Source organism: Curtobacterium sp. Csp2 (assembly GCF_013347165.1).
In genome coordinates this window covers 2,155,451-2,170,746 of the sequence record NZ_CP054593.1, presented here as the reverse complement: position 1 = coordinate 2,170,746, position 15,296 = coordinate 2,155,451, and the positions used below count along the sequence as shown (strand labels likewise).

12 protein-coding genes are annotated in these 15,296 nt (G+C 71.8%); all 12 read right to left on the bottom strand.

Annotated elements, in window-relative coordinates:
* Positions 1 to 46: 46 nt before the first annotated feature.
* A complete protein-coding gene (locus HUN59_RS10545) occupies positions 47 to 1,357 on the bottom strand; it encodes an FtsQ-type POTRA domain-containing protein (protein WP_174778313.1) in 1,311 nt (436 codons plus the stop codon).
* Positions 1,354 to 2,778, bottom strand: coding sequence for a UDP-N-acetylmuramate--L-alanine ligase (gene murC, locus HUN59_RS10540; protein ID WP_174778312.1), 1,425 nt, complete (start codon positions 2,776 to 2,778; stop codon positions 1,354 to 1,356). The genes HUN59_RS10545 and murC overlap by 4 nt, the downstream gene beginning before the upstream one ends.
* Positions 2,775 to 3,878 (bottom strand): undecaprenyldiphospho-muramoylpentapeptide beta-N-acetylglucosaminyltransferase, encoded by a 1,104-nt coding sequence (gene murG, locus HUN59_RS10535; protein ID WP_114850869.1) that lies wholly within the window; start codon positions 3,876 to 3,878, stop codon positions 2,775 to 2,777. The genes murC and murG overlap by 4 nt, the downstream gene beginning before the upstream one ends.
* Entirely contained in the window at positions 3,875 to 5,065 is a 1,191-nt protein-coding gene (gene ftsW, locus HUN59_RS10530; protein WP_229666894.1) for a putative lipid II flippase FtsW, read from the bottom strand. The genes murG and ftsW overlap by 4 nt, the downstream gene beginning before the upstream one ends.
* A 76-nt stretch (positions 5,066 to 5,141) precedes the next feature.
* On the bottom strand, positions 5,142 to 6,668 hold the full coding sequence (murD, locus tag HUN59_RS10525) for a UDP-N-acetylmuramoyl-L-alanine--D-glutamate ligase (protein WP_141861142.1): 1,527 nt from the start codon (positions 6,666 to 6,668) through the stop codon (positions 5,142 to 5,144).
* On the bottom strand, positions 6,658 to 7,761 hold the full coding sequence (mraY, locus tag HUN59_RS10520) for a phospho-N-acetylmuramoyl-pentapeptide-transferase (RefSeq protein WP_174778310.1): 1,104 nt from the start codon (positions 7,759 to 7,761) through the stop codon (positions 6,658 to 6,660). Before mraY ends, murD begins: the two co-directional genes overlap by 11 nt.
* Complete coding sequence (locus HUN59_RS10515; RefSeq protein WP_174778309.1) at positions 7,758 to 9,236, bottom strand: UDP-N-acetylmuramoyl-tripeptide--D-alanyl-D-alanine ligase; 1,479 nt, start codon at positions 9,234 to 9,236, stop codon at positions 7,758 to 7,760. Before HUN59_RS10515 ends, mraY begins: the two co-directional genes overlap by 4 nt.
* Entirely contained in the window at positions 9,233 to 10,861 is a 1,629-nt protein-coding gene (locus HUN59_RS10510; RefSeq protein WP_174778308.1) for a Mur ligase family protein, read from the bottom strand. The genes HUN59_RS10515 and HUN59_RS10510 overlap by 4 nt, the downstream gene beginning before the upstream one ends.
* 14 nt (positions 10,862 to 10,875) lie before the next feature.
* Positions 10,876 to 12,645 (bottom strand): peptidoglycan D,D-transpeptidase FtsI family protein, encoded by a 1,770-nt coding sequence (locus tag HUN59_RS10505; RefSeq protein WP_174778307.1) that lies wholly within the window; start codon positions 12,643 to 12,645, stop codon positions 10,876 to 10,878.
* Between the two features lie 49 nt (positions 12,646 to 12,694).
* A complete protein-coding gene (locus HUN59_RS10500; RefSeq protein WP_058742391.1) occupies positions 12,695 to 13,390 on the bottom strand; it encodes a hypothetical protein in 696 nt (231 codons plus the stop codon).
* 1 nt (position 13,391) lies between these two features.
* Positions 13,392 to 14,348, bottom strand: a complete 957-nt coding sequence (gene rsmH / locus HUN59_RS10495) for a 16S rRNA (cytosine(1402)-N(4))-methyltransferase RsmH (RefSeq protein WP_144801889.1) — start codon at positions 14,346 to 14,348, stop codon at positions 13,392 to 13,394.
* A gap of 107 nt (positions 14,349 to 14,455) precedes the next feature.
* Complete coding sequence (gene mraZ / locus HUN59_RS10490; RefSeq protein ID WP_058729729.1) at positions 14,456 to 14,887, bottom strand: division/cell wall cluster transcriptional repressor MraZ; 432 nt, start codon at positions 14,885 to 14,887, stop codon at positions 14,456 to 14,458.
* Between the last annotated feature and the right edge of the window lie 409 nt (positions 14,888 to 15,296).

The window sequence follows — 15,296 nt, the reverse complement described above, 5'->3', positions numbered from 1 at the left end:
CCGCCTCGACATCGCCGGTCGACCGACGCACCGCCCGGCCCCGTGGTCAGGACTTCGCGCGGACGATGCCGTTGTCCGGCGCCGACACGTCGTACTCGACGACCGAGCCGGGGCTGCGGGCCTCGTGGTCCTTGACGAGCGCGGCGAGCAGGGCCGCCTTGGCGCTCGAGTCCTCGGGACTCCCCCACACCACCGTCGACCCGCCCTGCAGCGTGAGCGTCACGTCGTCGGCGGTCGAGGCGGCGACGTCGGTGACCTGCGCCCGAACGGTCGACGGCAGCGCGAGGACGACCTCGGTCATCGTCCGGAACACCGGCGAGCCGAGCTTCGCACGGGCAACGTCGGCGAGCGGCATGCCGTCCGGACGCGAGGGCGAGGACTGCACGACGATGCCCGCGGGGTCCACGAGGTCGAACGCATCGCCGGACTGCACCGCGACGACCGGCGTCCGCTCGGTGACGGTGACGACGAGCGTGTGCGGCGGCACCTCTTCCGTCACGTAGCTCTCGATGAGCGGGAAGCTCGCGATGTCGCGCTTCACCTCGTCGAAGTCGAGTCGCGCCAGCGGGGTGCCGACCTGGTCGGACAGCGCCTGCCGGAGCGCGGCGTCGTCGACCCGGTTCGTGCCCTTGACCTCGATGGTCTGCAGCGCCATGAGCGGCGAGTAGACCGCCACCAGGAGCGACGCGCCGAAGACCACGACCACCACGCCCGCGGTGATCCAGGCCGCTCGGCGGTGGCGGGCGCGACGGGTGAACCGTCGGACCTCGGCCCGCTCGAGCAGGCGCCGGCGCCGCTTCGCGACGCGCGCCTCACGCGCGGTCTCCGCAGCGCGGACACCGGTACCGATTGGCGCGTCGCCGTGGTCGTCCCGGGTGTCGTGGCCGTCCGCCTCCGGGTCGGTCGACCGGGAGGCACGGTGCACGTCGAGCACGTCGGTCACGGTCGCGACGTGGTCGCGCTCGGCGGTCCGACGCGACGCGCTCGGGTGCTCCTCGTCCGGTGAGTAGCCGCGGAGCTGCTCCGCCACCGACGAGAAGCCGGCGCCGAGCCGCCGTCCGGCGGCGCCCGCGAGCGCGCCCGCGCGCTCGCGGTTGGAGGGTGCGGCCGCGCGGTCGGTCACGCGGTCGTCGACGGGACCGGCCGTCTCGTCGTCCGTCACGGGCGCGTCGGCCGCGGGGCGTGCCTCCAGGCCGTCGTCCGGAGCACCCGCGTCGGCGAACGGGCGGAACGGACGGCGCGCCGACCAAGGAACAGGGCGCTGCCGGGGACCACGACGCTGCCGGGGAGCCGACGCGCCCTCGGCCGGACCGGCCGGCTCGTCCGGTCGGTCGTCGAAGCCCTCCGGCCGCTTCATCGCGCCGGGGTGTCCTCGTCCTGGCGCAGGGCGCCGAGCACCTGCGGGATGATGCGGTACACGTCGCCGCAGCTCAGGGTCATGATGATGTCGCCGTCGCGCGCGACGGCGGCCGCGCGGGCCGAGGCCTCGTCCCAGTCCGGCAGGAACTCGACGCGTGACTGGTCCGCGAAGCGCTCCTGGACCAGGGCGCCGGTGACGCCGGGCTCCGGGTCCTCGCGCGCGCCGTAGACGTCGAGCACGACCGTGTGGTCGGCGAGCTCCTCGTAGACCTTCGCGAAGTCGCCGGCCATCAGCCGGGTGCGCGAGTACAGGTGCGGCTGGTGGATCGCGATGATCCGGCCGTCGCCGACCACGTTGCGGGCCGCGCGGAGGGCGGCCGCGACCTCGGTCGGGTGGTGCGCGTAGTCGTCGTAGACCGACACGCCGCGCTCGACGCCGTGCAGTTCGAAGCGGCGCTCGGTCCCGCCGAACGCCTCGATGCCCCGGATCGCGTCCGTCGGCTCGACGCCGAGCCCGGTGAGCACGGCGAAGGCGCCGACCGCGTTCACCGCGTTGTGGCGGCCCGGGACGCGCAGCGTCAGGTGGTGCGACGCACCGCCCGCGGTGAAGTCGACCTCGACGCTCGCTGCCTCAACGATGCGGTCGATCCGGACGTCGGCGTCCGCGGCCTCGCCGAAGGTGACGATCTCGGGCGCGTGCTCGCGTGCACGGACCCCCGCGGTGACGCGCTGCGCCCCGGCGTCGTCGCTCGACACGACGATGCGCTCGCTCGCCTTGCCGGCGAACTCGACGAACGCGTCGATGAACGCCTCCTCGCTGCCGTAGTGGTCGAGGTGGTCCGCGTCGACGTTCGTGATCAGCGCGACCGCGACGTCGTAGAGCAGGAAGGAACCGTCGGACTCGTCGGCCTCGACCACGAACAGGTCGCTGCTGCCGGGGGCGGAGCTCGTGCCGAGGGACTGGATGACCCCGCCGTTGACGAAGCTCGGGTCCAGGCCGAGCTCGACCATCGCCGTGACGATCATGCCCGTGGAGGTGGTCTTGCCGTGGGCGCCGGCGACCGCGACGAGGCGGTGCTCGGCGATGAGCGCGGCGAGGGCCTGGGACCGGTGCAGGACCGGCAGACCACGGCGCTGCGCTTCGAGCAGCTCGGGGTTGTCCGGCCAGAGGGCGCTGGTCACGACGATCGTGTCCGCCGCGCCGACGTTCGCCGCGTCGTGGCCGATGTGCACCTCGGCGCCGAGGTCGCGCATCGTGGTGGTGGTCGCGGTCTCGCGGGAGTCGCTGCCGGTCACGCGGTGCCCCGCGGCGAGGAACATGCGGGCGATGCCGCTCATGCCGGAGCCGCCGATGCCGACGAAGTGGACCGTGCCGAGGTCGTCCGGGATCGGCTGGGTCAGGTCCGGCTTGATGGTCATCGTTCCTCCGTGGTGCTGGTCGTGCTCGGGGCTGCAGCCGCGTCGCGGACGAGTTCGGTCATCCGGTCGGCGCCGTCGCGGTGTCCGACGCTGCCGGCCCGGACGGCCATGTCCGCGATCCGGGCGCGGTCCTGCAGGATGCCGAGCAGGTGGAACGTCACCCACTGCTCGTCGAATTCCCCGTCCGCCACGAGCACCGCTCCCCCGGCGTCGACGACGTCCTTGGCGTTGTGCCGCTGCTCGCCGTTGCCGACCGGGTAGGGCACCAGGACGCTCGGCAGCCCGACGGCCGTGAGCTCGCACACCATGCCGGCGCCCGAGCGGGACACCACGAAGTCGGACGCCGCGTACGCCAGGTCCATCCGGTCGCAGTACGGCAGCACGTGGTAGCCGTCGAGGTCGCTCGGGCCGATGTCCGACTTGCCACCGACGACGTGCAGCACCTGCCACCCGGCGCCGACGATCGTCGCCGCCGCGCGGTTCACGGTGCGGTTGATGCTCCGTGCGCCCGAGGACCCGCCGGTCACGAGCAGCACCGGGCGGTCCGGGTCGAGCCCGAACTCGGCGAGGCCCTCGGCACGGGACACCCGGCGGTCGAGCGTCTCGATCTCGCGGCGGAGCGGCATGCCCACCACGCGGCCGTGCCGGAGTCGGGTGTTCGAGAAGGTCAGGCCGACGTGCTTCGTCAGGAACGCCGCGAGCCGGTTCGCGAGCCCGGGCTTGGCGTTCTGCTCGTGCACGACGATCGGGGTGCCGGTCCGCTTCGCGGCGATGTACGCCGGCGCGGCCGCGTAGCCCCCGACGCCGAGGACGACCTCGACGTCGTGCTCGCGGATGAGCTGCTCGGTCCGACGGACGGCGGCCAGGAAGCGGCCGGGGAACCGGAGTGCGGCGCCGTTCAGCTTCCGCGGGAACGGCAGGCGCGGGATCGTCAGCAGCTCGTAACCGCGCATCGGGACGAGCCGGGCCTCGAGGCCCTCCGCCGTGCCGAGGACGAGGACGCGGGCGTCCGGGTCACGCTCGGTCAGCCGGTCGGCGACCGCGAGCAGCGGGTTCACGTGCCCGGCGGTCCCGCCGCCGGCGAAGAGGTAGGTGCTCACCGGAGCCGTCCGTTCTGTGGTGCGGTGCCGCCCGCGCCGAAGGTCCTCGGGTCGAGGCCGGTGTCGGTGCGGCGACCGGGGAGGTCGCGCGCGAAGGACAGCACGACGCCGATGGCGATGAGCGTCATGATGAGCGCGGACCCACCGGCGGAGATGAGTGGGAGGGGTACGCCGAGAACCGGCAGCAGCCCGAGCACGACGGCGATGTTGACGAGCGCCTGCCCGATGATCCAGGCCATGATCGCGCCGGTCACGGTCTTGACGAACGGGTCGTCCGACTGCCGGATCACCTTGATCATGCTCACCGCGAGGACGATGAACAGCGCCAGCACGACGACGGCGCCGACGAGCCCGAGCTCCTCGCCGATGATCGCGAAGATGTAGTCGTTGTCCGCCTCGGGCAGCCACGACCACTTCGCCTTGGAGTTGCCGAGCCCGACGCCGAACACGCCGCCGGACGCGAGCGCCCACATGCCGTGGACGGGCTGCCAGCAGAGGTCCTGGTACTGGTTCGAGTCGGTGCACCCGGACAGCCACGCACTGATGCGGACCTGGCGGGACGCCGAGGACATCGTGACGAACGGGAGCACGACCGCGATCGATCCGAGGATCACGAGCAGGTGCCGCGCCCGGGCACCGCCGATGTACAGCGCGCCGAGCACGAGGATGAGCATGATCATCGCCGTGCCCTGGTCGCCGCCGAGGAGCACCATGCCGAGCGGCAGCACCGTGGCGATGCCGACCGGGACGAAGATCTCCTTCCAGTCGTCGAGCTTGTCGCGCTTGACGTACATGATGGCGCCGATGCCGAGCGCGAGGGCGAGCTTGATCGCCTCGGACGGCTGCGCCGTGAAGGAGCCGAACCCGACCCAGTTCCGGTTGCCCTGCACCTCGATGCCGAGCGGTGTGTAGACGAGCAGCTGCAGCGCGAGGGCCGCGCCGAAGAAGCGCATCGCCCACTTCCGCCAGACCCGCGCCGGGATGCGGCTCGCGACGAGCATGAGCGGCACACCGAGGACGGCGTAGAGACCCTGGCGGGACGCGGCGCCGAAGAAGTCGTGCGTCTTGGCGTACTGCTCGACGCTCGAGGACGACAGCACCATCACGACGCCGAAGACGACCAGGAACAGCGTGACGCCGAGGATCGTGTAGAACGTGCTCGACTCGGCGACGAAGACGTTCTTCACCGCGACGACCGCGCCGTGCGGACGGCGGGGAGCAGCCCCGCTCGCGCCGCGTCCAGCGCTGCTGCCGGGACGCCCGCTACGGCTGCTCGGGAGATCCGTGGTCGCCATCGGCTGTGCCTCCCAGGTGCTCGTGGACCGCCGCCGCGAATCGTTGCCCCCGGTCCGCGTACGACCCGAACTGGTCGAACGACGCGGCGGCCGGGGCGAGGAGGACCGTGTCGCCCGGTCGTGCGACCGAGGCGGCATGCCGGACCGCCTCGGGCATGACCTGCTCAGTGTCCGTCGCCTCGACCTGGAGGACCGGGACCCCGGGCGCGTGTCGCGCGAATGCCTCGAGCACGGGCGTCCGGTCGGTGCCGATCACGACGACCGCGCGGACGCCGGGACCGAAGCGCTCGACGAGCCCGTCGACGTCGACGCCCTTGAACAGGCCGCCGACGATCCACACCACGGTGTCGAAGGACGCCAGCGAGGCCGTCGCCGCGTGCGGGTTCGTGGCCTTCGAGTCGTCCACCCACGTGACGCCGTCGGCGGTCGCCACGTGCTCGGTGCGGTGGTGGTCGGCGCGGAAGCCCTGCACGGCGGCCCGGATGTGCGCGGGCTCGACCGAGGCGGCGCGGGCGAGGGCCGCCGCGGCCAGGACGTTCATCGTCATGTGCGGGCTCGCCAGCCCGGCCTGCTCGAGGTCGGCCAGGGTCGCGAGCTCGAGCGCGCTGTTCCGCCGGTCCTCGGTGAAGGCGCGGTCGCAGAGCACGTCGTCGACGATCCCGACGTCGCCGGGCGCCGGGACCCCCGGGGTGAAGCCGACGGCGCGGCAGCCCTCGACGACGTCGGCGCCCTCGACCATGCGCCGCGTGGCGTCGTCGGAGGTGTTGTAGACGCACGCCATCACCGAGCGCTCGTACACCTTGGCCTTGGCGGCGCGGTAGGCCTCGGCCGAGCCGTGCCACTCGAGGTGGTCGTCGGCGATGTTCAGGCACGCGCTGGCGAGCGGGACGACGGCGCCGTCGCCGGTGGTCGGCATGTAGTGCAGCTGGTGGCTCGACAGCTCGACCACGAGCACGTCGAAGCCCTCGGGGTCGCGGACCACGTCGAGCACCGGCACGCCGATGTTCCCGCAGGCGACCGCCCGGAGCCCGGCGGCGGCGAACATCGCCGTCGTCAGCTGCGTGGTGGTGGTCTTGCCGTTCGTGCCGGTGATGGTCACCCACGGCGCCGCGATCGGTCCGCGGACGACCTTGTCGCGCACGCGCCAGGCGAGCTCGACGTCGCCCCAGACGGTGCTGTGCTCGACGGCCCAGCGGACGGAGGCGTTGTGCGGCGGCAGACCGGGCGAGACGACGACCAGGTCCGGTGCCTGCTGCTCGAGCGCTGCGGGCACGGTGTCGAGCGCGGTGCGTTCGAACCCGGCGCCGATCACGTCGAGCAGCTCGACCGTGTCGGCGGGGCCGTCCGGCGCGTACACGGTGACGGCGCTGCCGAGCTCGACGAGGGTGTCGGCGACCGAGAACCCGGTGGCGCCGAGACCGAGGACGGCGACCCGCAGCCCCTTCCAGCCCTCGGCGTACCAGCTGTCGAGTCCGTCCAGGCGTTCAGCCGACACGCGCGATCCACTCCAGGTAGAAGAGCCCGACCCCGGCCGCGACGCAGAGCCCCGCGATGATCCAGAACCGGACGACGACGGTCACCTCGGCCCACCCCTTCAACTCGAAGTGGTGGTGCAGCGGACTCATCCGGAAGATCCGCTTGCCGTGGGTGATCTTGAAGTACGCGCGCTGCAGGATGACCGACCCGGTGACGATGAAGAACAGGCCACCGATCAGGATCAGCAGGAGCTCGGTACGGCTCAGGATCGCGAGACCGGCCAGGGCACCGCCGAGGCCGAGCGAGCCGGTGTCGCCGAGGAAGATCTGCGCGGGCGACGTGTTGTACCAGAGGAAGCCGATCAGCCCACCGCAGACGGCAGCCGCGACGACCGCGAGGTCGAGCGGGTCCGAGGTGCTGTAGCAGGCGTGCTCCGTCGAGGCGTCGAGCCGGACACCACCGCAGATCTGGTTCGACTGCCAGAAGCCGATGATGACGTACGAGCCGATCGCGAGGATGCTCGAACCGGTCGCCAGGCCGTCGAGGCCGTCCGCCACGTTCACGCCGTTCGACGTCGAGACCGTGAGCAGCACGATCCACGCCAGGAACAGCACGGTGCCGATGACGGTGCCGAGCGCCATGAAGTCGAGCCACGGCACGTCCCGGATCGCCGAGATCATCGTCGACGCCGGGGGCTTGCCGTTGCCGGTCGGCACCACGAGCGCGACCGTCGCGAACACGACGCCGACGATCACCTGCCCGAGGACCTTCGCCCAGCCGCCGAGCCCGAGGCTCCGCTGCCGCCGGACCTTGAGGAAGTCGTCGATGAAGCCGACGAAGCCGAGTCCGACCATGAGGAACAGCACGAGCAGGCCGGACAGCGTCACCGAGTCACGGCCGACGAGGTGTCCGACGAAGTACCCGAGCACCGCGCCGATGATGAGGACGATGCCGCCCATGGTCGCCGTGCCGCGCTTGGTGTGGTGCGACTGCGGACCGTCGTCGCGGATGAACTGTCCCCAGCCGAGGCGGTGGAACAGCTTGATGAACAGCGGCGTGGTCAGCAGTGTGAACACCAGCGCGACGGCGCCGGCGATCAGGAGTGCGATCATTCGGGGACACCTCCGAGGCGGTCGCCGAGGAATCGCAGTTCGGCGGACTTCGAGGACTTGACGAGGACGACGTCGCCGGGGCGCACCATCTCCTGCAGGGTGTGGACGGCGTCGTCGACGTCCTCGATGAACACGGACTCGCCGTCCCACGATCCCTCGAGGGTGGCGGCCTGGTGGATGGCCATCGCACCGCGGCCGACGACCACGAGCTGTCCGATGCCGAGACGGACGACGAGCCGGCCGATGCGGTCGTGCTCCTCCGTCGAGAACTCCCCGAGCTCGGCCATCTCGCCGAGCACGGCGACGGACCGCTCCCCCGGTCGGACGACCTGCGCGAGGGTGCGCAGCGCCGCGGCGGTCGAGTCCGGCGACGCGTTGTACGCGTCGTTGATCACGGTGACGCCCTCGGGGCCGCCCTGCAGGAGCTCCATGCGCCAGCGCTCGGCGCGCGTCATCGACGCGAGCGCCGCGGCGCCGTCCGCGAGCGGAACGCCCCACAGGTGGGCGACCGTGAGCGCGGCGGACGCGTTCATCGCGTGGTGCTCACCCAGGATGGCGAGACGGACGTCGGCCTGCTCCGTCCCTGCGGGCGGGCTGTCGCCACCGTCGACGGGAGGCGCGGTGAGGGTGAAGCGGGTGCCGCTGCGGTCCGTCTCGATGCCGGTGATGCGGTAGTCGGCCGTCTCCGACGTGCCGAACCCGACGACGTGGGCGGCCGTGAGGCCGCGCATCGACGCGACGCGGTCGTCGTCGACGTTCAGCAGGGCTGTGGCGGTCGCGGGGAGGTCGGTGACCATCTCCGACTTCGCGCGCTGCGTGGCCTCGATCCCGCCGAACTCGCCGGCGTGCGCGAGTCCGACCTTGAGGACGACGCCGACGTCCGGCTCGGCGATCGAGACGAGCTTGGCGATGTGGCCCTTGCCGCTCGCGCCCATCTCGACGACCAGGAACCGGGTGTCGTGCGTGATCCCGAGCATCGAGATCGGGGCGCCGACGTGGTTGTTGAACGAGCCCTGCGGCGCGACCGTCTCGCCCTGGGTGGCGAGGATCGTGCGGAGCATGTTCTTCGTGCTCGTCTTGCCGTTCGACCCGGTGATGCCGACGACGCGCAGCGGTGCCGGGCGTCCGTCAGCGTCGACGCGGTCCGCGGTCGATGCCCGGACGCGGGCGACGACCTCGTGCGCGAGCGCGGCGAGGGCGGCGTACCCGTCGGACACGACGACCTGCGCGGTGGCGGAGCCCTCGGGCAGGTCGACCACGCGCTCGGTGACGACGAGCGCCGCACCGGCCTCCGCGGCGGCGGGGACGAAGCGGTGGCCGTCGGTCTCCTCGCCGAGCAGGGCGAAGAACACGCTGCCGGGGCCGACGAGCCGCGAGTCCGTCTGCACGGACCCGTCGACGACCTGCTCCGGGGCGCCGCTGACGAGCTCGCCGCCGATCGCGGCAGCGATCTCGGCGAGGGTCACGGCGATCATCGGATCTCCTCCGCCGGGCCGCTGTTCGGCTCCCATCCGGCCTCGCGGAGCGCCTGACGCGCTTCGTCACGGGCCGAGTAGGGCGTGCGGACGCCCTGGATGTCGCGGTAGTCCTGGTGACCGGGACCGGCCCACAGGATCGAGTCGCCCTCGCCGACCAGGCCGACGGCCGTGCGGATCGCCGCCTCGGGCGGGCTGACCTCGTGGAGCTCGTGGTCGGGGAACGCCTCGCGCGCCGCGTCGACCAGCGTCTTCCGGATGCTCGCGGCGTCCTCGAAGCGCGGGTGGTGGTCGGTGATCACGAGGATGTCGCTCCCCGCGGCGGCGACGCGCGCCATGTCGCCGCGCTTCGTCGTGTCGCGGTCACCGTCGGCGCCGAACAGCATCAGGACGCGGCCGGGCGTGAACTGCCGGACGGCGGCGAGGGTGTTCTCGAAGGCGTCGGCGGAGTGACCGAAGTCGACGTAGACGCTCGGGCCGTGCGGACCGGACACCCGCTCAGTGCGACCGGGCAGGTAGCACTCGATGGCGCTGACGCGGGGGCCGTCCTCGGTCTCGTCCGGGTAGCGGCGGTGCCCGGACTCGAGCGCCTGGGCGATCGCGCCGAGCTCGAAGCCGCCCTCGACGAGCATGACGATCGCGAGCGCCGCGTTCGCCGCCATGTGCCAGCCGATGAGCGGCACGCGGGTGGTGAGCTCGCGGCCCTCGGGACCGGTCAGGCGGAACTCGGTGTAGGCCGCGTGTGCGGCGGTGACGTCGACGTGCCACTCGGCCTCGACGTCGGGGTGCACCGTGATGGTCGTCACCGGGATGCGGGAGTCCTGCACCACGCGGTGGCCCCAGTCCGTGTCCAGCGAGACGACGCCGCGGCGGGCGTGCTCGGGCTGGAACAGCGGGAGCTTCGCCTGGTAGTACTCCTCCATGTCGGCGTAGTCGTCGAGGTGGTCGTGCGACAGGTTCGTGAAGCCGGCCACGTCGAAGACGATGCCGTCGACCCGGTGCCGGCTGAGGGCCTGGGCGCTGACCTCGACGGCCACGGCGCGGACCTCGGACTCGCGCATGCGGGCGAGCAGGGCGTGCATCTCGCTGGCCTCCGGCGTGGTCAGACGGCTCGTCACGCTGAGCGAGCCGATGTGGCGCTCGGCGGTCGAGCTCAGACCGGAGATCAGGCCGAGCTGCTTGAGGATGCCCTCGAGGATGTAGGACGTGCTCGTCTTGCCGTTCGTGCCGGTCGTCGCGAAGAGCTGCGGCAGGTCGGTGGCCTCGTCCGGGTGGGTGCGGTAGACCCACGCCGAGACGTCGCCGAGGGCCGCGCGCGGGTCCTCGACCACGAGCACCGGCAGCCCGGAGGGCTCTGCCAGGGCGGCGCCGTCGGCGTCGGTCAGGACGGCCACCGCGCCGCGCTCGGCGGCCTCGGCGGCGAACTGCGCACCGTGCCGGTTCGCTCCGTGCACGCCGACGAACAGGTCACCCGGCTGCACCTCGGCGGCGCTCAGGGTGACGCCCGTCGTCTCGACGGCGTCGACCGTCCCCACGACGCGCATGCCGAACGCGTTCGCGAGCTCGGCCACGCTCCTCGGGGTCGGGTGTTCGGGTCGGAGGACCGGGGGGATCCGTGCGGACAAGTGCTCCTTCTTCCTCACCACGTGGACGGGTACAGCTGCGCCTCGGACGTGGAGGGGGCTACTCGGTACTTCTCGAGCACCTGGGACATGAGTGTGCGGAACGCCGGAGCCGCTCCGCTGGACCACTTGTTGGTCTGCGGCTTCGTGAACGTCACCGTGACAACATACTGGGGGTCCTCGGCGGGTGCCATTCCGGCCACCGAGGTGATGCGCTGCCCGCCGTAGCCCTTCGAGCCCTCGGCGACCTCGGCGGTACCGGTCTTCGCGGCCACGTTGTAGCCGGAGATCGGCTTCATGCCGACGAGCGTGCCGCCCGTGACGACGCTCTGGAGCATCTTCACGGTCTGCTGCGCGGCGGCCGGCGAGACGACCTGCGTCCCCTGCACGTCGGGCGCGTCGATCGTCTTGCCGTCGGCCGTCTGGCAGCCCTTGACCATGTGCAGCGGGATACGGACGCCGTTGTTCGCCAGGGTCTGGAAGACGCTCGCGACCTGGATCGCGGTCGTCGAGATGCCCTGGCCGAACATCGAGTTGATGTTCGTCTGGCTGCTCCAGTCGGGGGTGGCGCCGTACTGCATCGACGGCTGGCCCGGGTACTCGATCGCCGACTCGGGCTCGAACAGGCCGAACTTCTTCATGTACTCGTAGCGCTGCTGCTGCGTCAGGCGTTCACCGAGCTCGGTGATGCCGACGTTCGACGAGTTCTGCAGGATGCCGGTCAGCGTCAGGTTCTCGGTGGGGTGGAACTCCGAGTCCTGGATCCGTCCGCCCCACGGGAACGAGCGGGAGTACGGCACGACGGCGCGGTCGGTCGGGCTCGACTTGCCCTCGTTGATGAGCGCGGCGGCGATCGCCGCCTTGATGGTCGAGCCGGGCTCGTACGTCGCGGTCAGCGCGCGGGAGCCGTAGGCACCGGTGTCCTTCGTCGCGTCGACGTCGTTCGGGTCCACCGTCGGGTAGTCCGCGACCGCGAGGAGCTCGCCGGTCTTCGCGTTCGTCACCGTGGCGGTCGCCGACTCGGCCTGCAGCTCCTTCGCCGCGGACGCGATGGTCTGCTGCGCCATGTACTGCAGGTCGCTGTCGATCGTGGTCTGCAGCGTGCCGCCGTCCTTGGCCTGCTGCTTCGTCACCGTGCTGCCGGGGAGCTGGACGCCGTCCTCGCCGCGCTCGTACGTCTCCGAGCCGTTCGTGCCCGCGAGGCACTGGTTGTAGGAGTACTCGAGGCCGGCCTGGGCGCCGTCGGTCCCCATGAAGCCGGTCAGGGCACCGGCGGTCGCACCGGTCGGGTAGATGCGCGCGGACTGCTGCTCCGGGTAGAGCCACGGCACCTCGAGGTCGCGGACGGCCTCGTAGTGCTTCACGTCGAGGCCCTTGACCAGGTACGCGAAGTCCGACTTCGGGTTCGCCGCGATGTTCTTATGCATCGTGGCGACGTCTCCGCCGGACGCCTTCGCGATCGCCTGGAGGGCGTCGTCGACCGACACGTCCTTCACACGGGTGCCGCCGAGCCTGCCCTTGAAGGGTGCGACCAGGCGCGGGGCCGTCGTGATGTTGTAGCGGTTCACACTGTCCGCGAGCTCGACGCCGTTGCGGTCGACGATGTCACCGCGGGTGCCGTAGATCGTGACCGGGATGCTGCGCTTGGCCTTCGACTGCTCGTTGAGCTCGGCGGCCTGCACGACCTGGATGTCCACGAGACGGATCACGAAGACCGCCACGAGGGCGATCACCGCCATCATCACGATGCCGTAGCGCAGTCGGCGGTTGCGGATCGTCTTCGTCACGCGGTGCGGTCCTTCCCGGATTGTGCGGCAGGGTGTCCCGACCCGCAGGTCACCGGGTGGCGGGAGCCTGGAGCTGGTTCGGGTCGGACTCTACGTCGGGGGTGGAGGATGCCCCGGCCGACGCGCTGGACCCTGTGGTCTTCCCAGCGTCGCCGCTCGACGGTGCGCTCGTCGAGGACGCGTCCGTCGAGGGTGCGCTCGTCGCCGATGCGTCGGCTGCGCCGCCCGTCTCCTTGCTGGCGGCCGTGTCGCCGGACTTCGCGGCGAGCGGCACCTGGTCGAGCAGGGCGTTCGGGACCTGGTTGTCGCTGCTCGCCGTCGCCTCGTCCGGGGCGGCGGGCGTCGGCGTGCCGAACACCTGCCCGGTCTTCGGGTCGAGGTACACCGGCGTCGAGTTCGCGATCATCCCGAGGGACTGCGCGTTCCTGGCGAGGTTCTGCGGGGAGTCGAGCACCCGGAGCTCCTCGGACAGCGACTGCTGCGTCCGGGAGAGCGCGGTCTGCTCAGCCCCGAGTGAGCTGAGCGTGTACGCGCCCTGGCTCAGGACCATGCTGATGCCGAGCTGCGCGAGCAGCAGCACGCCGAGCGCCGCGACCGCCACCACCGCGTAGGCGATGCGGGGGCGGGCCCGTCGCTGCGCCTTGGTCGGGGCGACCTCGACGAGCTCGGGACGCTCGTGACGGGAGCCGCGGGGCGCACGGGGCGGGGCGACGGCAGGGTCGACGAGTGCGAGGTTCGTGCTCATGTCACTTCCGGATCCGCTGGGCCGCGCGCAGGCGCACGGGGATGGCTCGGGGGTTGGCGGCGCGTTCGGCCTCGTCGGCCAGTTCCGCGCCCTTGACGACGAGGGAGAAGGTGGGGGCGTGCTCGGGCAGCTCGACCGGCAGGCCGGCGGGGGCGCTCGAGGTGGTGCGCTCGACGAGGGCCCGCTTGACGAGCCGGTCCTCGAGGGACTGGTAGGACTCGACGACGATCCGACCGCCGACCGCGACGGCGTCGAGCGCCGCCGGGATCGCCCGCTCGAGGACAGCCAGTTCGGCGTTGACCTCGATCCGGAGCGCCTGGAAGACCCGCTTGGCCGGGTGCCCCTGCCGCTGCACGGCGACGGGGGTCGCGTCGTGCAGGACCTGGACGAGGTCGCCGGACATCTCGAACGGGCGCTCGGTCCGCCGCGCGACGATCGCCCGGGCGTAGCGGCCGGCGAGTTTCTCCTCGCCGTAGCGCTGGAAGATCCGGCGCAGCTCGCCCTCGTCGTACGTGGCCAGGACGTCGGCGGCGGTCTGCCCCTCGGTCCGGTCCATGCGCATGTCGAGCGGCGCGTCCTGGCTGTACGCGAAGCCGCGCTCTGCCCGGTCGAGCTGCAGCGAGGAGACGCCGAGGTCGAACAGCACGCCGTCCACCGCGTCGAAGCCCTCGCCCGCGATCGCGTCGGCGATCCCGTCGTAGACCGTGTGCACCAGGCGGACGCGGTCACCGAAGCGGGCGAGCCGCTCCCCCGCGATGCCGAGCGCGTCGGTGTCCCGGTCCAGCCCGATGAGCGTCAGGTCCGGGAAGCGCTCGAGCAGGCCCTCGGAGTGGCCGCCCATGCCGAGGGTGGCGTCGACGACGACCTTGCCCGGGCCGTCGAGGGCGGGCACGAACAGCTCGACGATGCGGTCGAGCATCACCGGCGTGTGCGGGAACTTCGGCTGGTCGTCGGCCATGTGCAGCCCCTCGGACTCCTGGGCCACGCATCCGGATCCCCATCCATGCGACCTGACACCGGGGAAGGTGTGTCAGGGCACCACGGCTGGGAGTCCCGATCCGCGGATCAGAAGATCCCCGGGATCACCTCCTCGTCGTTGTCGGCGAAGCCCTCTTCGACCTCGGCGTAGTAGGCCTCCCACGCGGGGGTCGACCAGATCTCGGCACGGTCACCGCTGCCGATGACCGTGAGGTCCCGCTCGAGCCCCGCGTACTCGCGGAGGTTCTGCGGGATCGTCACGCGGTTCTGCTTGTCCGGGGTCTCCGCGCTCGCTCCGGAGAGGAACAGGCGCATGTAGTCCCGGGTGCGCTTCGAGGTCATCGGCGCCGTGCGGATCCGCTCGTGCAGCTGCTCGAACGTGTCCGCGCTGAAGACCACGACGCAGCGCTCCTGCCCACGGGTCATCACGAGCCCGCCGGACAGCTCGTCCCGGAACTTGGCGGGGAGGATCACGCGACCCTTCTCGTCGAGCTTCGGGGCATGGGTACCGAGCAGCACGTCGGGGCCTCCCCTCCGCTCCACCGGACCGTCGTGTTCCCCACTTTACTCCACTTCGCTCCCCGCGAACCGGAAGCGGCCCCGTGAATTCCCCGGATCCCCCGGAATGGGGGCGTCCAGGGCAGGGTCAGCGAGCCGGCGCGTGGACCACATCCCCGGAATCACGGCGATCAGGGCGCGGCTCAGCGCAGTGGAGGAAAGTGGAGGACTTTCAGAAGATCGTGGCGGTCCGATGGCGCGCCGGACGGGAGGATCGTGGCGGTGCCGCCACGATCCTCCCGTCCGCCCTCCCCCCACCTGGCGCGCGATCCTGCCCATCGCAGGTGACCTGGGCTGCCGATCCGCGCGTGGGGTGCCGGAAGGCTGGCTCTTATACACATCTCCGAGGCCACGAGGCTCCTGAGCAGCT